The organism is Roseovarius sp. CH_XMU1461, from assembly GCF_037027165.1.
GTDB lineage: Bacteria > Pseudomonadota > Alphaproteobacteria > Rhodobacterales > Rhodobacteraceae > Roseovarius > Roseovarius nubinhibens.
The window spans coordinates 487725-507012 of sequence record NZ_JAYMDV010000002.1 but is presented as its reverse complement, the minus strand read 5'-3'; the positions used below and the strand labels follow the sequence as shown (position 1 = coordinate 507012).

The window sequence follows — 19288 nt, the reverse complement described above, 5'->3', positions numbered from 1 at the left end:
GTTCTTTTTGGGTATTTGGAACCAGAAAGAAGCGCAGTTCGGGGACTAGCCCGAAACCGCCACGCCCTTGCGTCCGGCCAGATCGGTGAAATATTGCCACGCCACCCGGCCCGAGCGCGAGCCGCGCGTCGCCTGCCATTCGATCGCCTCGGCGCGCAGGGTCTCGGCGTCGATCTCGACACCGTAAGCCTCGCAATAGCCCTGAATCATCGCGAGATATTCGTCCTGGTCGCAGGGGTGGAAGCCGAGCCAGAGCCCGAACCGGTCGCTCAGCGAGACCTTTTCTTCCACCGCCTCGCTCGGGTTGATGGCGGAGGAGCGTTCATTCTCGATCATGTCGCGCGGCATCAAATGGCGGCGGTTCGAGGTGGCGTAGAAGACCACATTCTCGGGCCGGCCTTCGATCCCGCCATCAAGGACGGCCTTGAGCGATTTGTAATGCTGATCATCATGGCTAAAGCTCAGATCATCGCAGAAAAGGATGAACCTTGCCTCGCTCTGGCGCAACAGGCCCAGCAGCCGGGTGACGCTTGGCAGGTCTTCGCGCTGCAACTCCACGATCTTGAGATCATGCCCCTCGGCCTGCACCTTGGCATGGACCGCCTTGACGAGGCTCGATTTGCCCATGCCGCGCGCGCCCCAAAGAAGCGCGTTATTGGCCGGCAGCCCCTTGGCGAATTGCCGTGTGTTTTCGAGCAGCGTGTCGCGCGACCGGTTGATCCCCACCAGAAGCGACATCTCGACCCGGCTCACCTGCGGCACCGGTTCGAGCCGATCCGGGCTCACATGCCAGACAAAAGCGTCGGCGGCGGTGAAATCAGGGGCGCTCAGCGGCGCCGGCGCCATACGTTCAAGCGCCTCGGCAATGCGCAGCATCGGATCGGTCATTTCTTGGTCTCGTCGTCCAGCATCTCTTCGGGAAGGGCGTCCATACCCTCCGCGACGTCATCCGCGTCCCCGTTGTCGTCCTCCTCCTCATCGTCGAACCAGAGCCCTTCGGCGCGCAGACGCTTTTCACGCTCACGCTCCACCCGGGCCACGAGGAAGATCGACACTTCGTAAAGGCCATAGACGACGGTGAAGAGGATGATCTGGGTGATCACATCGGGCGGCGTCACCAGCGCGGCCAGCACCAGAATGCCCACCACCGCATATTTGCGCACCGCCTTGAGCCCCGGCGCCGTCACCAGTCCCGCCTTGCCCATCAGGGTGAGCAGAACCGGCAGCTGAAAGCAGAGGCCAAAGGCCACGATGAACTTGATCGTGAGGTTGAGATATTCCTGCGCCGAGCCCTGGAACACCACGCTCAGCGGCGCGGCATTTTGCGGATCGCCATCGGGCAGCGCCTCGCCACCGGTGCCAAACTGCTGAAATCCCAGGAAGAAATCATAGGCAAGCGGCGTCACCACGTAGAACGCAAAACTCGCGCCGAGAAAGAACATGAAGGGTGAGGCGATGAGGAAGGGCAGGAACGCGCCCTTCTCGGATTTGTAGAGCCCCGGCGCCACGAACCGCCACATCTGATTGGCGAGATAGGGAAAGGACAGGATGAACCCGCCCAAGAGCGACACTTTGATCGCCACGAAGAACCCTTCTTGCGGGCTGATGAAGATCAGGTCGCAATCCTGCCCCCGCTCGGCCAGCACCTGACAGAGCGGCGAGGTCAGAAAGGTAAAGATCGGCGTCGCCACGGTGAAACAGATCACCATGCCGATGAGAAACGCCACCACACAGCGGATCAGCCGCGTGCGCAGCTCTGCCAGATGTTCGATCAGCGGCGCGGCGCTGTCTTCGAGCTCATCGCCGGGAATATTGCTGTCGCTCATGCCTTGTCCTTGGCCTTGGCCGTGGTCTTGCTCGCCGCTTTGGTCGCTGCTGTGCTGGTCGGCTTTTTGGCCGGTTTGGCCGCCGGTTTGGCCGGGGCCGTCGCGACTTTGGCCGCCGGTTTTTTCGCGGCCGCAGGTTTGGCCGCAGGTTTCGCCGCCGCCTCTGCCGCTTTCGCCTCTTCCGCCTTGCGCGCGGTGGCGACCTCGGCGGATTTCTGGGCGATCTTGTCGGCCTTTTCCTGCCGCGCCGGGTCAAGCTTGGGCTTGCCGCTCTCCATCGTCTGCTTGGTAAAGCTGTCGGTGGATTTCTTCACCTCGTCCATCGCGGTGTTGAGCGGACGGGTCGCGGCCTTGATCGTCTTCTGGACATCGCTGACCCCGGCCTCATCCGCCGCGTCATTCATCGCGCGGCTGAAATCGCGAGCCATGCCCTTGGCCTTGCCCACGAATTGCCCAACGGTGCGGAACATGCCCGGCAGGTCTTTCGGCCCCACGACGATCAACGCCACGACACCGATGACCATCAGCTCGGTCCAGCCAAGATCAAACATCTAGGACGCTCAGACCTTGTCTTTTTCTTTGTCTGCCGGGGTCACGTCACGTGCCTCGTCGGCATTGGCCGTCTCATCTTCAAGCTCTTTCGAGCCTTCGCTGATGCCCTTTTTGAAGGACGTGATGCCCTTGCCCACTTCGCCCATCAGCGACGAGATCTTGCCGCGCCCGAAAAGCACCAGCACGACAACCGCGATCAGCAGAATGCCCGGCAGGCCGATATTGTTCAGCATGAATTGGTCTCCCTGAATGCAGCCCCGCCGGGGGCCGCGAAAAGCTCACCTTGTTTATCTAAATGCTCATCGCGGGATGTGGAAGGGCTAAGCGTGCATTCTGCGCCAATTTGCGGAAATTCCGCGTCATTCTATGCGCGATTGCAGATCCCGCTTGGGAAAAAGAAAGCATTTGTCGCGCCGGATCATCAGCCAGAGCGCATTGCCGGGATTGGGCAAAAACACATTCGGCACCGTCGCCCGCATCACCGATCCGTCGTGATCCATGCGAAACTCGACGAGGCTCTCATTGCCCATGAACCGCGCCCGCTGCACCACGCCGCGCACCGCCGTGCCCTCGGCCATGGTCGGGTTCGGGCCGCGCCCGTTACGGTCGAAATCGATCTTGATATGCTGCGGCCGGATCACGATCTCGACCTCGTCGCCATCGGGCACACCGGGGGTAAAGAACTGGCCAAAGGCGGTCTCGGTGAGCGCCCCATGCACCCGCCCGGTGAGCACATTCACATCGCTGAAAAACGCCATGCAGTCGCGGTCGACCGGCGCGTTATAGATGTTATAGGGCGCGCCCTTCTGCACGATCCGCCCGGCCCGCATGAGAGCGATCTCATCGGCCATGCGCATCGCCTCTTCCGGCTCATGGGTGACCAGCAGAACCGCCGCGCCCTGTTCGCGCAGAATATCGATCGTCTCGTCGCGGATGCCATCGCGAAGCCGGTTGTCGAGCCCGGAAAACGGCTCATCCATGAGCATGATCGACGGGTTCGGCGCGAGCGCCCGCGCCAGCGCCACCCGCTGCTGTTCCCCGCCCGAGAGCTCATGAGGATACTTCGCGCCATATTGGCCAAGCCCCACCCGCTCGAGCAGCTCCGCCACCCGACGCCCCTGCGCGTCCTTGGCGCCGCTGAGGCCAAAGGCCACGTTATCGGCGACGCTCAGATGCGGGAAGAGCGCGAAATCCTGAAACATCAGCCCGATGCGCCGCTGTTCCGGCGGCAGCCCCTGACCGTTGGCACAGATCAACTCGCCATCGACGCGGATCTCGCCCGCATCCGGCGTCTCGACCCCCGCGACCATGCGCAGCGTCGTGGATTTGCCACAGCCTGACGGCCCCAGGAGACAGGTCACCTGCCCCGGCGGCACCGACAGCGACAGGTCTTCGACCACCGCCCGCCCGCCATAGCGGCGCGTCAGCTTGCTGATCTCCAGTCTCGGGACAGTCGGCTCGGGCATCGGCTGCTCTGGCATCGGGTGCGGGTTTCCGATCAATTCACTCGGGGATGAACTTCGCAGATAGCAACCCTGCCCCATAGACGCAATCCCAACGGCTTAAACTGCCGTTACCGCCGCGCGCCCCGGCCCAAGAGCACCGCGGCAAAGCCCAGCGCCAGCACTGCAAGACAGATGCACAAAAGCTGGCTGTATTTCGGCACGTCCGGCAGGATCGCCATCGCCCAGCCATCGCGCGCGAAATAGATCACCGCCCCCGCCAGGGCCACGGCAAAGCTCGCGAGATAGGCCCAGAGCGCGATCCGCCGCCCCTGCACCAGCCCGACGATCAGCACCGGGGTGAGAAACATGCTCGCCGTGCCGCTCACCGCCACCGCATCGAAAAGCGACTGATTGCCCCAGAGCGTCAAAAGCGCCCCCAGCCCGGCAAACCCCGCCATAGCGACCCGCCCGGCCCAGAGGCTCCGCCCGCCGCCAAAGCCCCATTCCTCGACCGCCAGCCGCGCCGCACTGGCCAGCGCCGAATCAAGCGTGCTCAGCGCCGAGATCAAAAGCGACAGCACCAGCGCCAGATAGACCCAGCCCGGAAACATCCCCGCCCAGGTCCCCAAGAGCTGCCCTTCCACCTCGGCCCCGATGATCCCCGCCTGAATGCCGAAAAGGCCAAAGCCCAGGATGCACAGCAGCGAGATCCAGAACGCATGCAGGAACGACCGCCGCGTCGTCTCGGCATCGGCCAGAAACCCGCGATCCATCATCACCGGGTCATGCGCCGGATAGGAAAACACCTGCAACAGCGCCACCAGCGCCAGCACCTGCCCCTGACCCGGCCCCGCCACCCCTGGCGCGCTGAGCGCCGCGGCAAGGCTGAACCCGGGGCTGAGCAACAGCGCCAGAAGCGCCGCGCCGAACACGACGAGAAAGACCAGCATCTGCACCACATCGCTGCGCAGCGCCGCGCTGAGCCCGCCCCAGGCCGAATAGACGAGGCCCAGCGCCGCCACGATCACCACCGAGGCGCCATGGGCCTGGCTATACTCCGGCAGCAGGGCCGCAAAGATCAGCCCGACCACCAGAAGATTGGCAAAAACCTCGCTCAGAAGCCGCAGCGCCACCACGAGATCATAGGCCGCGCGCCCCACCGGGCCGAACCGCTGGCCAAGCCAATCCTGCACCGATCCCGCCCCGTCGCGCCGCAGCCGCCCGACGATGAATCCGCCGCTGAGAAACGAGCCGTAATAGGCCGCATAGGCAAGCGTGCCCCAGATCCCGTAGTAATAGCCAAGGATCGCCGCATTCATCAGCGACCGCGCGAAAATCCATGTGGTGACTTGGCTCAGCACCAGCACCCAGAGCCCCGGCGCCTCGCCGCGCGGCCCGTTGCCCGCAAAGAACCCCTCCACCGTCGCCCGCCGTGGCGCGGCCCAGATCGAGGCAAGGATCACCGCCCCGAAGAGCGCAAGAATGACAGACAGGGACATGGGGCCTCCGTTCGTTGGACCCCCAAGCGCTAGCAGGCGCGCGCGCCGCCGCCTATGTCCCACCGCTCCCTCCCACGCGCTTGTGATGCGCGGTGAGCGGCGCGAGGCGACAGCAAAACGGGCGCGCCCCTCGGCACGCCCGTCAGGATTATCATTATAATCCCGCTGTTTACATTGTGGAGTTCACGCCACCGCCATCGAGAAGCAGGTTCTGCCCCACGATAAATCCGGCGTGCTGGCTGCACAGGAACGCACAGGCCGCGCCGAACTCTTCCGCCGTGCCATAGCGCCCGGCGGGAATGCCCGCACAGCGCTGCGCCTTGGCCTCGTCCATGCTGATGCCCTGCGCCTTGGACACGCCCTGATCGAGCGACACCGCGCGATCCGTGGCATGGATACCGGGCAAGAGGTTGTTGATCGTCACACCCTTGCCCGCGACCTGACGCGACGTGCCCGCCACATAGCCGGTAAGCCCCGCGCGCGCCGAATTCGACAGGCCGAGCACCGGAATCGGCGCTTTGACCGATTGCGAGGTGATGTTCACCACCCGGCCCCAGCCCCGGTCGATCATCGCCGGCACCAGCGCCTTGATGAGCGCAATCGGCGCGAGCATATTGGCATCGAGCGCCTTGATGAAATCCTCGCGGTCCCAATCGGTCCACATGCCCGGCGGCGGGCCACCGGCGTTATTGACAAGAATATCAACGCCTTCCGCCTCTTTGAGAACCTTCTCGCGGCCCTCTTCGGTGGTGATATCTGCGGCCACGGCCACCACCTTGACGCCAAACTCGTCGCGAATGGCCTGCGCCGACGCCTCGAGCGCCTCGGCGCCCCGCGCGTTCATCACCAGATCGACACCTTCGCCCGCCAGCGCCCGCGCACAGCCAAGCCCCAAACCCTTGCTCGACGCACAGACCAGCGCCCGTTTGCCCTTCAACCCGAGATCCATGGTAACACTCTCCCTAAATTCCCCGTGTATTTCACTGGCTTACAGGCCAGAATGCCAGCAAATTACCGGCTGCCAGCCCTGATCATGCCATATTACAGTCCTATTGACAGAACCATTCAGTCACAAGCCGCTTTCCCCCGGGACCAGTTCGGGCTAGGCGGCCCCAGCCATAGAAACAAAGCAGACGTCATAAAGTGCAAACGCTCCAGGTTCATCTCGCTCAGGATTTCTGCGTCGTCACCGGCGCCAATATGGGCGATGCCCTGTCCTTTTCCGAAGAGCTCGAGTTTGACGACACCTATGAGCTGAGCCCCCAGGCCAAGACCCACGCCCTCGTCCTCGACAGCGGCCAGGACGGCCATTTTGAGATTGCCAAAGGCTCGCCCCTCGGCACCCCGGGCCACCGCGTCATCGTCGACAGCTGCCTGACCTTCATGTCCGCCGGCGGCGGCACCATCGAAATGCTGGTGCTGGTGGAAATCGACGGGCTGGGCGATGTCTCGGGCCTCTATGCCCGCGCCCTCGCGCCGCTGGCGCCGCGCACCGATTATACGCTGGTGGGCGTCGACACCGATCACGCCCGCGCCAAATTCGCCCAGATCGCCTGCGTCTCCTTCTCGCGCGGCACCCGGATCACCCTCGCCACCGGTGCCCAGACCCCGATCGAAAACCTGCAGGTCGGCGACCGCGTCCTGACCCGCGACGATGGCCCCCGGCCCGTCCGCTGGATCGGCAGCTCGACCGCCCGCGCCACCGGCGATCTCGCGCCCGTCCGCATCCGCAAGGGCGCGCTCAACAATTCCGACGATCTCGTGGTGAGCCCTGACCACCGGCTCTTCATCTACCAACGCTCCGACGCGCTCGGCGCGGGCCGGCACGAAATCCTCGTGCGCGCCCGCCATCTCGTCAATGGCGACACGATCACCCAAGAAGACGGCGGCTTCATCGACTATTTTCAGCTGCTCTTCGACCACCATCAGATCATCTATGCCGAAGGCATCGCCGCCGAAACGCTGCTGGTGGACACGCGCACCCGCGGCGCGCTGCCCGCCGATCTGGCCGACGCGATTGAAAGCGGCCTGCCCGATCACGCCCAGCGCCCACATCTCGAATTCGAAGTGGCGCAATCGCTCCTAGACCATCCCAATATGGCCGAGATTCTGCGCCGCGCCTCGACGAGCTAAGAGCGCCTTTACCGCCGCAGCGCCGCGATCAACTCATCCTTGCTCATCTCGCTGCGCCCGTCGATCCCGACCTCCTGCGCCCGCTGATAAAGCTCGGCTTTCGTCCACTCCTCATAGGGCTCGGCCCGGCCGCCCTTCTCGGACGGGTGCATATCGGGATTGGCCTGCGCATTGGCGATCCGCGCGGCCTTTTCCTTGGTATAACCCTCGTCACGCAGCGCCTGATAGGTCTCTTCATCCTTGATGCTTGGATTTGGCATAATGGCCTCCTTTCCATAGAGGCCCAACGCCGCGCCACGTCCCGGCGTTCCAAACCGCAATCCATATTGCGCAAAACCCCGCCCCGGACTATACGCGCGCCTATGCTGGACACCGCTCAAAACCGCCCCGACCTGCCGCCCGAAGTGGCGCGCCGCCGCACCTTTGCGATCATCTCGCACCCGGATGCCGGCAAAACCACCCTGACCGAGAAATTCCTTCTCTTCGGCGGGGCCATTCAGATGGCCGGACAGGTCCGCGCCAAGGGCGAAGCCCGGCGCACCCGCTCCGACTTCATGCAGATGGAAAAGGACCGGGGCATCTCGGTCTCGGCCTCGGCCATGTCCTTTGATTTCGGCCCCTATCGCTACAATCTCGTCGACACGCCCGGCCACTCGGATTTCTCCGAGGACACCTATCGCACCCTGACCGCCGTGGATGCGGCGGTGATGGTGATCGACGGCGCCAAAGGCGTCGAGAGCCAGACCCAAAAGCTCTTTGAAGTCTGCCGGTTGCGCGACCTGCCGATTCTGACCTTCTGCAACAAGATGGACCGCGAGAGCCGCGACACGTTCGAGATCATCGACGAGATCCAGGAAATGCTTGCCATCGACGTAACGCCCGCCTCCTGGCCCATCGGTCAGGGCCGCGATTTCGTCGGCTGTTACGACATCCTGCGCGACCGCCTCGAACTGATGGACCGCGCCGACCGCAACCGCGTCGCCGAGAGCATCAAGATCGACGGTCTCGACGATCCGAAACTCGCCGAACATGTGCCCGCCAACCTGATCGACCAGCTCCGCGAAGAGCTCGAGATGGCGCGCGAACTTCTGCCCGCGCTCGACCCGCAAGCGGTGCTCGAAGGCCATATGACGCCGATCTGGTTCGGCTCGGCGATCAACAGCTTCGGCGTCAAGGAACTGATGGACGGGATCGGCAATTACGGCCCCGAACCGCAGCCGCAATCCGCCACCCCGCGCCAGATCGCCCCGGACGAGACCAAGGTTTCGGGCTTTGTCTTCAAGGTGCAGGCCAATATGGACCCCAAGCACCGCGACCGCGTGGCCTTTGTCCGCATGGCCTCGGGCCATTTCAAACGCGGCATGAAACTCACCCATGTCCGCAGCAAGAAACCGATGGCAATCTCCAACCCGGTGCTCTTTCTCGCCTCCGACCGCGAATTGGCGGACGAGGCCTGGGCCGGCGACATCATCGGCATTCCGAACCATGGCCAGCTCCGCATCGGCGACACGCTGACCGAGGGCGAGGCGCTGCGCGTCACCGGCATCCCGTCGTTTGCGCCGGAACTGCTGCAGACCTGCCGCGCGGGCGACCCGATGAAGGCCAAGCATCTGGAAAAGGCCCTGATGCAATTCGCCGAAGAAGGCGCCGCCAAGGTCTTCAAACCGGCCTTTGGCTCGGGCTTTATCGTGGGCGTCGTGGGCGCGCTGCAATTCGAGGTTCTGGCCTCCCGGATCGAGCTCGAATATGGCCTGCCCGTGCGCTTTGAGGCCTCGCAATTCACCTCGGCCCGCTGGGTCGCGGGCGACAAGCAGGCGGTCGACAAATTCACTGCCGCCAACAAACAGCATATCGCCCATGACAATGATGGCGACGTGGTCTATCTGACCCGGCTGCAATGGGACATCGACCGGATCGAACGCGATTATCCGGATGTGAAACTCTCGGCCACCAAGGAAATGATGGTGGGCTAAGCGCCCGTCGCCTTGCCAGACTCACAAGAGGCCGTTCCGCAGATCACGCGGAACGGCCTTTTTCTTGGGCCTTCGCCCTGCCGCCCTCATCAGGGCTTGCCTTCTCCGACTCTTTTTGTCAGATATTGCCCGCCCAGCCATGATCCCAGCCCGGCCCGTCCGCATTCTCCCGCACGAGGCCCCACATGACCCAACACCGGCACCCCCATCACCAGCGGCTCGGCCCGCAGGATAGCCTCCTCGATCAGAGCCCGCTCGACGCGGCCGAGCGCACCTGCCTCGAAACCATCCGCCACATGCTGCACAGCTTTGCGGCCCCGCAGAGCCACGCCTAGATGGCCGCTTTCCGCTGTGCCGACGCGGGCTTTGCCCCGGCCACCGGCCCGCTCATCGCGACCCAGGCCATGCGCTATATCGACGAGGTCCGCAAATCCCGCATTTCCGTCTTTCACTTCAACAGCGCCGCCTGCCCGCCCTGCGCCGCCGTGCTCACCGAACATGAAAGACGGCTGATGCTGGCGGTGCACTGGGCCCGCCGCGGCCACCCGGCCCGTGCCCGGCTCGAGCTGATGCTGCTCTGCGAAGGCAATGAGATCGCCCATGCCATGGCACGGCTCACCGCCCTCTCCCGCGCCCTGCCAGCCCCCGCTGATGCGGCCCCCGGCCCCGCGCAGACCGCCGCGCTGCATCCGGGCGCACCGCGATGACCCCCGATCACCCGCCCGGCCAAACGGCCCCCGCCACGCTCGATCCCTTCGAACGCGATGTGCTGCCGGTGCTGCGCCATTTCCTGGCCACCCATCGCCACCCGGCGACGCAATCCTGGGAGCATGGCTTTGCCATTGCGGTCAACCGCTGGGGCGAGCCGCGCGGTCTGGCGCTCGCCTTTGACCTCGCCAAGCTCGCCCGCGCCGCCCATGCCGCGACGCAAGGCCGGCTGCGCGCGGGCGATCCGCTCTGTCTCGATGCCCGCGCCCGGCTCACCGAGGACGAGATCTATCTGCTGCACATGCTCCATCACATGCGCCGCGACGCGACGCCTGCCGCCCGGTTGGCCCTCTCGGCGCTCACCCGTGGCCGCATGGACCGCGAGCTGATCCGCGCCGGGCTGAGCTTTGCCGCCCGTTACCCCGCAGCCCCCCGCGAGACCGCCTCGCAACCGGCTCGCGAGAGGGGCAGAACCGGCCCATCCGGGCCGCGTCTGAGCCTCGTCACCTGAGCCCTCATATCTTCGGTCAAAGAGGGTGTGATTTTTTCGTTTCCCCCTCTTGACCCCCGCGCCCCCTCGGAATATCAGCACCCCACGTTTGGCGGAGTAGCTCAGTTGGTTAGAGCAGCGGAATCATAATCCGCGTGTCGGGGGTTCAAGTCCCTCCTCCGCTACCAAATCCCCCCTCAGAAAATCAAAGACGCGGCCCCGGCGCCGAGCCGCTTTGACGCGCGCCCAATCCCCACAGTCGCTTTACCGTCGTGATACCGACGCACTACCGCATCGCCAAACACGGCATGGAACAGCGCATGTCGCCCAAAGGCGGCACAGCGATCATCTTGATTGGAAAAGAAGAATATGGCGCACCTGAGAGGATTCGAACCTCTGGCCTCTGCCTTCGGAGGGCAGCGCTCTATCCAGCTGAGCTACAGGTGCGTCTGGCCCGGTCTATACAAGCCCAGCCCCCCCCGTGCAATCGTGAAATCGCACTAATCCGGCGGCTGTTTGGTTTTGCCCCTCACCCCTCTGATCGACATGTCAGAGGCGCAAAAGGAAACCGCCGGACCATCTCTGGCCCGGCGGCGGAAATCGTTCTAAGGCAAGCCTTAGACCGGGTTGCCGTATTTGTCGTAGACGGGCTCGGGCTCGACATAAACGGGCTCGGGCTCCGACTGCTGCGAGCAAGCAGCAGCAAACAGGCTCAGTGCGATAACCGCCGGGATTTTGAAGAGTTTCATACTTTTGGCTCCAAGTTTAGCAACAGTTAGACCTTAACAAGGCCTTAGTGGGTTTGTCGATGCCATCTGAGCGGAATCTCTCAAATGGTTTCAACTTTGTTGCGGTTGTCCGCCGACCGGGCTCAGGAAAGCAGATCGTTCGCCAATTCCAAGGCCTCGACCAGTGCGTCAACCTCACCTTTTGTATTGTAGAGCCCAAAGGACGCACGGCAAGTGGCTGTCACGCCAAGATGCTGCATAAGCGGCCCGGCACAGTGATGACCGGCCCGCACAGCCACGCCCTTTTTGTCTAAAATAGTAGAAATATCATGAGGATGCGCGGCACCGCCCAAGGTGAAGCTAAAGATCGCAGCCTTGTCTTTCGTGGTGCCTTGCTGGCTCAACCAGTTCAATCCAGAGAGCTTTTCGACCGCGTAATCGCGCAGCATGTCCTCATGGGCGGCGACATTCTCCATCCCCAGCCCCATGAGATACTCTAGAGCAACACCAAGCCCGATTGTTTGCACGATCCCCGGGGTTCCGGCCTCAAATTTCATCGGCGGATCGGCATAGGACACCGAATCTCGGGTCACTTCCCGAATCATGTCCCCCCCGCCAAGGAATGGCCGCATCTCTGCCAGACGGTCTCGCGACACCACGATCGCCCCCGATCCCGACGGCCCATAGAGCTTGTGCCCGGTAATGACATAGAAATCCGCGCCGAGGTCATCGACATCGACGGGCGCATGCACCGCGCCCTGGCTGCCATCGACGAGCACCGCAACACCGCGCGCATGGGCCGCCTCGATGATCGGTTTCACATCGACCCGCGTGCCGAGCACATTCGACAGATGGCTGATCGCCACCAGCTTGGTATGCGGCCCGATCGCATCGATCACTTTCTGCGCCTCAAGCGCCCCATCCGGCTCCGTCTCGACCCATTTGAGAACCACCCCCTGCCGTTCCCGCAGGAAATGCCAGGGCACGATATTGGCGTGATGCTCCATCACCGACAGCACGATCTCATCGCCCGCCTGCATCCTCGGCATGGCCCAGCCATAGGCGACCATATTGATCCCCTCGGTGGTGCCCGAGTTGAGAATCACCCGCTCTTCGTCCCGCACCCCGAGAAACCGCGCCACGATGCCGCGCACCGCCTCGTATTTCTCTGTGACGATATTGCTGAGCGTATGCAGCCCGCGATGCACATTGGCATATTCCTCGGAATAGGCCCGCGTCACCGCGTCGATCATCACCTGCGGCTTCTGCGCCGAGGCCCCGTTATCGAGATAGACCAGAGGCTTGCCGTTCACTTCCCGCGACAGGATCGGAAAATCCCGCCGCACCGTTTCGACATCATACATTAGAGCACTCCCGCAGAGGCCGAGACACCGAGCACCCCGGCAATCAACGCCGAGCCCAGCGCCAGCGCCAGGATCGAAGCGATGAAAACGCCAAGGGATTTCAGCATGTTTTCGAATTTATGGGCGGCATCGATCATCGCCACCGTGATGAACAGCGCCCAAGCGATATAGGCGAGAATCGCGAACGCCCCGAGCGGCGGCAAGAGCACCACGAGCACCCCGACCCCAAGGCCGAGCACCAGCGCGATAAGCTGCAGCCAGATCGTCACGGCGAGCATATCCTCGACCCGCGCCGCGCCGCCAAAGAGCCGCCCGATCCAGGTCAGAACCACGACCGAAATCACCGCCTGCCCCCATTGCATGAGCGCAAACATGAGCGGCGTGCGATAGGCCGGGTTCATCTGAACCATATCGCCCATATCGCCCTCGGGGATCGGCACCAGTTGAAACACCCCCGACACCAGAAGCGACATCAGCACCGCCAGAAAGGCCAGCGCCATCCACAGGAACTGCGCCGGCAGATCAAGCCCGATGATATAGCGCCCCGCCGCCCGGGGCTCTGTCAGGGTTTGCTTAAACAATGCGATGATAACCTCGCGGTTCATTCACCCATCCCCCATTCAGCGACGCGCAACCCCGCGATCCAGAACCACAAAAACACAACGCACCACAAGAGCCCCACGAGGGTGAGCCCGGCACCCGGCCCGGCAAACCCCGCCATCAACCCCCATAACAGGATGAGCGGGCTCGCCGCCAGAAGCGCCCAGAAAAGGGCGATCCGCGCACCATAGCCCGTGCCGCGCCCGCCCGCCAAACGGCTGAGCAGATGGCTGACAAAGGCCAGCGCGTAAAAGATCAGCGGCGCCATGAACACCCAGCCCAAGAGCGCGCCGCCCAACAGCGGGTTGAGCTCTTCACCGCTGAGATGCGCCTCGCGCGACAGGCGCGGCAGCTGCCCGATAAAGGTGATGACACAGGCCGCCATCAGGATGGCAAGCGCCCTGCCCTCACTCTCCGGTCCAGACAAAAGGCGCCGGACCACACGGCCCGGCCCCTTATAGGTCGCCACGATCTGCTGGCTAACAGACATCAGCCGCGCCGCCGCTCCAGCCAACCGCTCAGCAGGCCAACGACCTCTTCGCGCAGACCTTCGTCCTCGATCTCATCCACCGCCTCGGCAAGGAACGCCTGCGTCAGAAGATCGGTCGCAATCTCTTTCGGCAGTCCCCGCGCCCGCAGGTAATAGAGCGCATCCTCGTCAATCGCCCCGGAGGTCGAGCCATGCGAACAGACCACGTCATCGGCATAGATCTCGAGCTCGGGCTTGGCGAGAAACTGGCTGTCCTCGTCGAGCAAGAGCGACTGACTGATCTGATAGCCATCGGTCTTCTGCGCGCCGGGTTTCACCAGGATCTTACCCTGAAACACGCCCGTCGCGCCATTGCGCAGCACCTTCTTGAACACCTGTCGGCTTTCGCAGTTCTCGGCGTCATGGGTGATAAAGACCGTGTCGTCATGATGGAAATCGCCATCGCCCATCGCGGCGCCCGCGACATGGGCCACCGCATCATCGCCAGTCAGCTCGAGCACCGCCTCGTTGCGGGTGAGCACGCCATTGGCGGTCATGGTGAACGACTTGAACGTGCTCTCGGTGCCAAGCCGCGCGAACACATGGGTGTTGCTGCGCCGCTCATGGTCCCGGCCCTGCACGCGCACATGGTGGAACCCAGCCTTGTCGGCCACATCCACTTCCATCACCGAATTGAACCGTGCGGCCCCAGGGCCGGTTTCCAACAGGGTGACATCCGCGCCCGCGTCGAGCTTGACCAGATGGTGCAGCATCGCGTCCGAGCTGTCCGACTGATGCTCATAGACGATATGCACGGGCTTGCTCACCCGGCCGGTGACATGGATCACCACGCCATCGCTGGCAAACCCGGTGTTGAGCGCCGCGAGCGGCCGGTCGACCGGCCATTGCCCACGCTCTTCGAGCACACCATAGAGGTCTTTGGCCCAGTGAATATCGGTGCCGTTCAGCTCGGCCAGACGCTCGATCCGCAGCCCGTCAAGCGCCAGTTCATCGCTCGCCTCGGCGTCAAAGACACCATCGACAAACACGATCTTGAGCGCATCAACATTGGCAAAGACCGACTGATCGCCGCCGGCAAAAACCGCCGCCTTGGGCGCCTCGGCCTGCACCAGCGTCTCGGGCCGGGTGAATTTCCAATATTCGTCACGACGATCCGGCAGACCACGATCGCGCACCCGCGCCACCGCGGCCTCGCGGATGTCACGCAGCCACGCAGGCCCGTCGGGCAGCGCCTGCGCGTTCAGACGCGCCTCGGTCGCCGCGCTCTTTTGCGGGGTCGGGGCATGTTTGCGAACCGGCAGCATTAGGCCACCTCCTCGAGGATACCTGCATAGCCGTTGTTCTCGACCTCAAGCGCCAGCTCGGGCCCGCCGGTCTTCACGATGCGGCCATCGGCCATGATATGCACCACGTCCGGTTTGATATGGTCGAGCAGACGCTGATAGTGGGTGATCACAAGGAACCCACGCCCCTCGTCGCGCAGCGCGTTCACACCCTCGGCCACCAGCTTCATCGCATCCACATCGAGACCGGAATCCGTCTCGTCGAGAATGCACATCTTCGGCTCGAGCATCGCCATCTGCAGGATTTCGTTGCGCTTTTTCTCACCACCGGAGAAGCCGACGTTGACCGGACGCTTGAGCATATCGGCGTCGATCTTGAGCGATTTCGCCTTCTCGCGCACCACCTTGAGGAAATCGGCGGCACTCATTTCTTCCTCGCCACGCGCCTTGCGCTGGGCGTTTACCGCGGTGCGCAGGAAGGTCATATTGCCGACGCCGGGGATCTCGACCGGGTATTGGAAGGCCAGAAACAGCCCCGCCGCCGCGCGCTCTTCCGGCTCAAGCTCGAGCAGGTCTTCACCATCGAGCGTCGCGCTGCCTTGCGTCACCTCATAGCCGTCACGCCCCGAGAGCACATAGCTCAGCGTCGACTTGCCCGACCCGTTCGGGCCCATGATCGCATGCACCTTGCCCGCCTCGACGGTCAGGTCGACGCCCTTCAGGATGCTCTTGTCTTCTTCTTCAAGATCTACGTGCAGGTTCTTGATTTCCAACATGTCTTTCGTCCTCATCTTGTCTCGGCCCTGCTTAGGGCCGGATCATCATTTCCACGATTTCCAACAGATCGGTGGCGTCGAGCGTGCTCGGTGCCACGGTGAATTCAGCCATGCGGCCATGCAGCTCGGGCGCGCCAAGATAGCGTTCGACCCGATGATACTGGCCACGGTTGGCATAATCATCAAAGAGCAGCGTCACGGGCTTTTGCGTGCGCAGCGCCGTCGCCATCGCACATCCCGTCCGAAACCGCCATCCACCAGCACCACATCGGGCTGGCAAAACTCATCCAGATCCCAGACCGCCAGCGGATAGCGCGCATAGCGCATATAGCCGCTGCGGTTCTTGGGATAGCCCCATTCCTTCGTCTCGCCCAGATCGGCCCAGATCACGTCGACCTCGCTGCCCTGGGCGGGTGGGTTCTGCGCGAACCACTCGCGCATCATGGCCGCCCAATCCGGATCACTTTCGACCGAGAACACCTTGGTATTCGGTAATTCTCCCGCCATCACGGTCGATCCGCCGCTGCCATATTCGAGCACCACAGACGCGCCCTCATAGGCCGCGCGCAGCCGCGCTGCCTCAGCCTCAGGCAACGTCAGCTCGGGACGTGTCACCGGGGCCATCACACTCATCCGCCCGCCTCCGGGATCAGCAGATGATTGCAGTTCTTGGCGCTATGGCGCAACGACCGGACAATCCGATAGCCTTGGCCTTGACGCCACGCCTCGAACCCGTCGGCGTTCTCCTCATCGACCTCGATAAGGATCACCGGACGGCTCCGCGCAATCGTCTCCTCAAGACCGGAAAGCACTTTCATTTCCATACCTTCCACGTCGATCTTAATCAGATCCGGCGTCTCATCGGCAAAGATCGCATCGCCCGGATGCACCTCGATCCCGCCTTTGCCCGCCCGCAGCTTGGTCGCGCCGAGATTGCGGTCATGACGCTTCATGCCAAAACCACCCTCGGAGCGGTCCGACAGCCCGATGCCGAGCGCGCCCATGTCGATCACATGGCCAAGCTTGTTGAGCACGACATTGGCCACCAAAGGCGCCAGCGCGAGCGGATTGGGCTCGACCACCACCACCCGCCGCGCCTGCATCCGCGTCGCGAAATAGACAGCGTGGTTTCCGATATTCGCACCGATATCAATAACTTCCGCGCCAGACTTGACGTGCTCTGCGAGCAGGCCCAGCTCTTCCTCTTCAAAGAACCGCCCCGCCCGCAGCGCCTTCTGGATCGGATCGCGCGCCATGTTGAGCGCGAACTGAAGCCCCGCATCCGGCCAATAAACCATCTCGAACGGCGGAAAGCGCAGCGCCCGCCCAGCCCCCAGATCCGACAGGGCCGCGCCCAGATCGAAATAGGACGCATCCGTCGCCTCGGGTGCGGGCATCGTCACAATGGGACGAGCTGCGGGACTATCTGCGCTGACCGTCATCCGTGCCTCAGCCCCGCGCCTTCTTCAGCGCCGCAAGCACATTGTCATGGGCCATCTGCGCCATGGCCTCGATCTCCTCATCGCTAAGCTTCTTGAGAGACGGCACCATATGTTTCAGAAACGCGGTCTTATTGCTGAGCCGATGCGCCACCGACGTCATCCAAAACTCCTTGGTCTTGACCGGGTGGAACACCTTGTCGCGCAGGCTCTCGTCATCCCGCACCAGATCGATGAGCAGATCCGGATCGGATTCCACATAGGCCCCGTCGAACCAGCTCGGCGCGCCCTCGACCAGATCGCCGATGCTCAGCTCGGGATCGGCCTGCACCGTCGAAAAGGTAAAGAACTCGTCATTGGCGAATTTCCTGACCAGCTTTGGCACCTTGGCCGACGCCTGCCGCTGCGGCAGCAACCGGTCCAGGGCCCGCCCCGAAAACCGCGTCAGCGCAAAGATCGCCCGATAGGGCTCGAGATGCTGCAATGTGCTCAGGAACGGATGCGCCTTATTCTCGAACGGCCCCGGCGACACGCCAAGAAGATCGCGCTCATCCCCCTCGAAGGCGGCAAAGAAACTGCTCGGATCGCCGGTGAACATCACATCCGGTTCCACCAGCCAGTAAAACTCATACTCAGGCCGCGCCGCGCGCAGCGCATAGTAGAAATAATCGCCACAGCGCCAGCCCCAGTCATGCGGCAGGCCAAGCCCCATCGCCTCACAGACCTGATCGTTCAGATCGATCACCGGCACCGGCGGCACGACCCCCTCGGGCCGGTTGTGGAACACCACGACCACATCCTCGCCCTTGGCCTGCTGCAGATTGGCGACAAGCCGTTCCTCTTCCGAGGTCCAGCGGTTGGTACGGATTGCGACGACCGAGCTCATGACGTTTTCTCGATCATGAAATTGGTGTTCGACGGATAGCGCTGAAACGTCTCCAGAACGCGATAGCCCTTGGCCGCGACCCATTCGTCAAAGGCGCTATAATTACCCTTGTCGACCTCGATGAAAATCCGCGTCGGATAGGCCGCGAGATAGCCGGCGAGCCCCGCCAGAACCTTCATTTCCATGCCTTCGACATCGATCTTGATCAGGTCGAATTCCTGCGTCCCAAAGAGCTGATCGCCGGTGCGCAGCGGCACATCGCCCTCGCCCTCCTTGACCCGCGCCCCGCCGAGATTGTCCTTGCCGGTGCGGATAAAGGCCGTCTCGGCCCCGCCATCCGACAGCCCATAGCCCAGGTAACGCCGCTCACAGACCCCTTCGAGCCCGTTGAGAAAGATATTCGACTGCAGCAATGGGATCGCCAACGGGTTCGGCTCGACCATCGCCACACGCGACGCCCGCAGGAACTTGGCCACATAGACCGAATGATTGCCCACATTCGCGCCGATATCGAGAAACCGACCGCCCAGAGGGAAATAACGCGCGATGATCGCCAGCTCTTCGAGCTCATAGAACCGCCCGGAACGATGTTCGGACTGGATGACGTCACGCGGATTTTCGACGGTGAAATACACCGCTTCGCCCAAATGCGAGGCCCGCACGATCTGCGCCTGAGGCGCCACATAGGCCCCCGTCTCGCGCAGCCGATCATCGGCCTCCACAACCAATTGATGTCGTTCCAAACTCATTCCGATACTCCACTACTCACCTTAGGCACATTAGATGCCTTACCGTACATCTCATCCATCTGGCGCGCGGTCTCTGCCTCGGCCAACGCGGCCTTTTCGCGGAGCCACGCCTCTCGGCGGCGCGCACGCGCCCGCTTGGCCCGCCATCTCAGGGCAATGGCGAGCCCCGCACCCAGAACGCCCCCGGCAAACAACACCCAGGTCGGGAAATGCCAAGCGTCAAACAGGAAAGCCACCAGCACCGTAAAGCCCACGGAGAACACCACGAACGCCACGACATAAGCCATGAGATCGGCGCCCTCCCGGCTTTGCGGGATCTGGTGGTTCTCCAGATTGCTCGACACAGG

General features: G+C 63.2%; 23 protein-coding genes, 2 tRNA genes and 1 pseudogene. 6 read left to right on the top strand and 20 right to left on the bottom strand.

Annotated elements, in window-relative coordinates:
* Positions 1-45: 45 nt before the first annotated feature.
* From WA237_RS07785 to WA237_RS07755, 7 genes are all read right to left on the bottom strand, one after another.
* Positions 46-888: an ATP-binding protein gene (locus WA237_RS07785; protein WP_336097256.1), complete on the bottom strand. Its 843-nt coding sequence runs from the start codon at positions 886-888 to the stop codon at positions 46-48.
* Complete coding sequence (gene tatC, locus WA237_RS07780) at positions 885-1826, bottom strand: twin-arginine translocase subunit TatC (protein ID WP_336097255.1); 942 nt, start codon at positions 1824-1826, stop codon at positions 885-887. Before tatC ends, WA237_RS07785 begins: the two co-directional genes overlap by 4 nt.
* Positions 1823-2377, bottom strand: coding sequence for a Sec-independent protein translocase protein TatB (gene tatB, locus WA237_RS07775; RefSeq protein WP_336097254.1), 555 nt, complete (start codon positions 2375-2377; stop codon positions 1823-1825). Before tatB ends, tatC begins: the two co-directional genes overlap by 4 nt.
* Before the next feature lie 9 nt (positions 2378-2386).
* Positions 2387-2611 (bottom strand): twin-arginine translocase TatA/TatE family subunit, encoded by a 225-nt coding sequence (locus tag WA237_RS07770; protein ID WP_009815190.1) that lies wholly within the window; start codon positions 2609-2611, stop codon positions 2387-2389.
* Positions 2612-2737: 126 nt separating this feature from the next.
* On the bottom strand, positions 2738-3844 hold the full coding sequence (locus WA237_RS07765; RefSeq protein WP_336097253.1) for an ABC transporter ATP-binding protein: 1107 nt from the start codon (positions 3842-3844) through the stop codon (positions 2738-2740).
* Between the two features lie 107 nt (positions 3845-3951).
* Positions 3952-5322, bottom strand: a complete 1371-nt coding sequence (locus WA237_RS07760) for a sodium:proline symporter (protein ID WP_336097252.1) — start codon at positions 5320-5322, stop codon at positions 3952-3954.
* A 169-nt stretch (positions 5323-5491) separates the two neighbouring features.
* Positions 5492-6271 (bottom strand): SDR family oxidoreductase, encoded by a 780-nt coding sequence (locus WA237_RS07755; protein ID WP_336097251.1) that lies wholly within the window; start codon positions 6269-6271, stop codon positions 5492-5494.
* A gap of 194 nt (positions 6272-6465) precedes the next feature.
* Between WA237_RS07755 and WA237_RS07750 the strand changes: the two genes are divergently transcribed.
* On the top strand, positions 6466-7455 hold the full coding sequence (locus tag WA237_RS07750; RefSeq protein WP_336097250.1) for a Hint domain-containing protein: 990 nt from the start codon (positions 6466-6468) through the stop codon (positions 7453-7455).
* An 8-nt stretch (positions 7456-7463) separates the two neighbouring features.
* Here WA237_RS07750 and WA237_RS07745 read toward each other — a convergent pair whose 3' ends face one another.
* Complete coding sequence (locus tag WA237_RS07745) at positions 7464-7715, bottom strand: Rho termination factor N-terminal domain-containing protein (RefSeq protein WP_040618613.1); 252 nt, start codon at positions 7713-7715, stop codon at positions 7464-7466.
* A gap of 102 nt (positions 7716-7817) precedes the next feature.
* Here WA237_RS07745 and WA237_RS07740 point away from each other — a divergent pair, with 102 nt between their 5' ends.
* The 5 genes from WA237_RS07740 (at position 7818) to WA237_RS07720 (ending at position 10814) form a co-directional block, all read left to right on the top strand.
* Positions 7818-9428 (top strand): peptide chain release factor 3, encoded by a 1611-nt coding sequence (locus WA237_RS07740; protein WP_009815196.1) that lies wholly within the window; start codon positions 7818-7820, stop codon positions 9426-9428.
* Between the two features lie 185 nt (positions 9429-9613).
* Positions 9614-9763: a hypothetical protein gene (locus tag WA237_RS07735; protein ID WP_336097249.1), complete on the top strand. Its 150-nt coding sequence runs from the start codon at positions 9614-9616 to the stop codon at positions 9761-9763.
* Positions 9764-10135, top strand: a complete 372-nt coding sequence (locus WA237_RS07730; RefSeq protein WP_336097248.1) for a hypothetical protein — start codon at positions 9764-9766, stop codon at positions 10133-10135. It begins immediately after the preceding gene.
* Positions 10132-10647, top strand: a complete 516-nt coding sequence (locus WA237_RS07725; protein WP_336097247.1) for a hypothetical protein — start codon at positions 10132-10134, stop codon at positions 10645-10647. The genes WA237_RS07730 and WA237_RS07725 overlap by 4 nt, the downstream gene beginning before the upstream one ends.
* Positions 10648-10737: 90 nt before the next feature.
* Positions 10738-10814, top strand: a tRNA-Met gene (locus WA237_RS07720).
* Between the two features lie 182 nt (positions 10815-10996).
* Here WA237_RS07720 and WA237_RS07715 read toward each other — a convergent pair.
* The 12 genes and pseudogenes from WA237_RS07715 to WA237_RS07660 all read right to left on the bottom strand — a co-directional run bounded on the left by WA237_RS07715 (position 10997) and on the right by WA237_RS07660 (position 19285).
* Positions 10997-11073: transfer RNA gene (locus WA237_RS07715), tRNA-Arg, on the bottom strand.
* 170 nt (positions 11074-11243) lie between these two features.
* Complete coding sequence (locus WA237_RS07710; protein ID WP_009815199.1) at positions 11244-11375, bottom strand: hypothetical protein; 132 nt, start codon at positions 11373-11375, stop codon at positions 11244-11246.
* Between the two features lie 122 nt (positions 11376-11497).
* A complete protein-coding gene (locus tag WA237_RS07705) occupies positions 11498-12718 on the bottom strand; it encodes a cysteine desulfurase (RefSeq protein ID WP_336097246.1) in 1221 nt (406 codons plus the stop codon).
* Positions 12718-13323: a Yip1 family protein gene (locus WA237_RS07700; RefSeq protein ID WP_336097245.1), complete on the bottom strand. Its 606-nt coding sequence runs from the start codon at positions 13321-13323 to the stop codon at positions 12718-12720. Before WA237_RS07700 ends, WA237_RS07705 begins: the two co-directional genes overlap by 1 nt.
* Positions 13320-13808, bottom strand: a complete 489-nt coding sequence (locus WA237_RS07695; RefSeq protein WP_336097244.1) for a YIP1 family protein — start codon at positions 13806-13808, stop codon at positions 13320-13322. The genes WA237_RS07700 and WA237_RS07695 overlap by 4 nt, the downstream gene beginning before the upstream one ends.
* Positions 13808-15112 carry a Fe-S cluster assembly protein SufD gene (gene sufD, locus WA237_RS07690; protein ID WP_009815203.1) on the bottom strand — a complete coding sequence of 435 codons (1305 nt, stop codon included), beginning with the start codon at positions 15110-15112 and terminating at the stop codon, positions 13808-13810. The genes WA237_RS07695 and sufD overlap by 1 nt, the downstream gene beginning before the upstream one ends.
* Positions 15112-15867 (bottom strand): Fe-S cluster assembly ATPase SufC, encoded by a 756-nt coding sequence (sufC, locus tag WA237_RS07685; protein WP_009815204.1) that lies wholly within the window; start codon positions 15865-15867, stop codon positions 15112-15114. Before sufC ends, sufD begins: the two co-directional genes overlap by 1 nt.
* Positions 15868-15898: 31 nt before the next feature.
* Positions 15899-16500, bottom strand: a pseudogene (locus WA237_RS07680) (hypothetical protein).
* Complete coding sequence (locus WA237_RS07675; protein ID WP_336097463.1) at positions 16497-17264, bottom strand: FkbM family methyltransferase; 768 nt, start codon at positions 17262-17264, stop codon at positions 16497-16499. Before WA237_RS07675 ends, WA237_RS07680 begins: the two are co-directional and overlap by 4 nt.
* Positions 17265-17316: 52 nt before the next feature.
* Entirely contained in the window at positions 17317-18192 is an 876-nt protein-coding gene (locus tag WA237_RS07670) for a component of SufBCD complex (RefSeq protein WP_336097243.1), read from the bottom strand.
* Positions 18189-18941: an FkbM family methyltransferase gene (locus WA237_RS07665; RefSeq protein WP_336097242.1), complete on the bottom strand. Its 753-nt coding sequence runs from the start codon at positions 18939-18941 to the stop codon at positions 18189-18191. Before WA237_RS07665 ends, WA237_RS07670 begins: the two co-directional genes overlap by 4 nt.
* Positions 18938-19285, bottom strand: coding sequence for a hypothetical protein (locus tag WA237_RS07660; RefSeq protein ID WP_336097241.1), 348 nt, complete (start codon positions 19283-19285; stop codon positions 18938-18940). The genes WA237_RS07665 and WA237_RS07660 overlap by 4 nt, the downstream gene beginning before the upstream one ends.
* Between the last annotated feature and the right edge of the window lie 3 nt (positions 19286-19288).

Excerpts from the sequence above, each read along its gene's own strand:
- WA237_RS07785 (WP_336097256.1), bottom strand. The coding sequence starts at position 888 with ATGACCGATCCGATGCTGCGCATTGCCGAGGCGCTTGAACGTATGGCG.
- tatC (WP_336097255.1), bottom strand. The coding sequence starts at position 1,826 with ATGAGCGACAGCAATATTCCCGGCGATGAGCTCGAAGACAGCGCCGCG.
- tatB (WP_336097254.1), bottom strand. The coding sequence starts at position 2,377 with ATGTTTGATCTTGGCTGGACCGAGCTGATGGTCATCGGTGTCGTGGCG.
- WA237_RS07770 (WP_009815190.1), bottom strand. The coding sequence starts at position 2,611 with ATGCTGAACAATATCGGCCTGCCGGGCATTCTGCTGATCGCGGTTGTC.
- WA237_RS07765 (WP_336097253.1), bottom strand. The coding sequence starts at position 3,844 with ATGCCCGAGCCGACTGTCCCGAGACTGGAGATCAGCAAGCTGACGCGC.
- WA237_RS07760 (WP_336097252.1), bottom strand. The coding sequence starts at position 5,322 with ATGTCCCTGTCTGTCATTCTTGCGCTCTTCGGGGCGGTGATCCTTGCC.
- WA237_RS07755 (WP_336097251.1), bottom strand. The coding sequence starts at position 6,271 with ATGGATCTCGGGTTGAAGGGCAAACGGGCGCTGGTCTGTGCGTCGAGC.
- WA237_RS07745 (WP_040618613.1), bottom strand. The coding sequence starts at position 7,715 with ATGCCAAATCCAAGCATCAAGGATGAAGAGACCTATCAGGCGCTGCGT.
- WA237_RS07740 (WP_009815196.1), top strand. The coding sequence starts at position 7,818 with ATGCTGGACACCGCTCAAAACCGCCCCGACCTGCCGCCCGAAGTGGCG.
- WA237_RS07735 (WP_336097249.1), top strand. The coding sequence starts at position 9,614 with ATGACCCAACACCGGCACCCCCATCACCAGCGGCTCGGCCCGCAGGAT.
- WA237_RS07730 (WP_336097248.1), top strand. The coding sequence starts at position 9,764 with ATGGCCGCTTTCCGCTGTGCCGACGCGGGCTTTGCCCCGGCCACCGGC.
- WA237_RS07725 (WP_336097247.1), top strand. The coding sequence starts at position 10,132 with ATGACCCCCGATCACCCGCCCGGCCAAACGGCCCCCGCCACGCTCGAT.
- WA237_RS07710 (WP_009815199.1), bottom strand. The coding sequence starts at position 11,375 with ATGAAACTCTTCAAAATCCCGGCGGTTATCGCACTGAGCCTGTTTGCT.
- WA237_RS07705 (WP_336097246.1), bottom strand. The coding sequence starts at position 12,718 with ATGTATGATGTCGAAACGGTGCGGCGGGATTTTCCGATCCTGTCGCGG.
- WA237_RS07700 (WP_336097245.1), bottom strand. The coding sequence starts at position 13,323 with ATGAACCGCGAGGTTATCATCGCATTGTTTAAGCAAACCCTGACAGAG.
- WA237_RS07695 (WP_336097244.1), bottom strand. The coding sequence starts at position 13,808 with ATGTCTGTTAGCCAGCAGATCGTGGCGACCTATAAGGGGCCGGGCCGT.
- sufD (WP_009815203.1), bottom strand. The coding sequence starts at position 15,112 with ATGCTGCCGGTTCGCAAACATGCCCCGACCCCGCAAAAGAGCGCGGCG.
- sufC (WP_009815204.1), bottom strand. The coding sequence starts at position 15,867 with ATGTTGGAAATCAAGAACCTGCACGTAGATCTTGAAGAAGAAGACAAG.
- WA237_RS07675 (WP_336097463.1), bottom strand. The coding sequence starts at position 17,264 with ATGCCCGCACCCGAGGCGACGGATGCGTCCTATTTCGATCTGGGCGCG.
- WA237_RS07670 (WP_336097243.1), bottom strand. The coding sequence starts at position 18,192 with ATGAGCTCGGTCGTCGCAATCCGTACCAACCGCTGGACCTCGGAAGAG.
- WA237_RS07665 (WP_336097242.1), bottom strand. The coding sequence starts at position 18,941 with ATGAGTTTGGAACGACATCAATTGGTTGTGGAGGCCGATGATCGGCTG.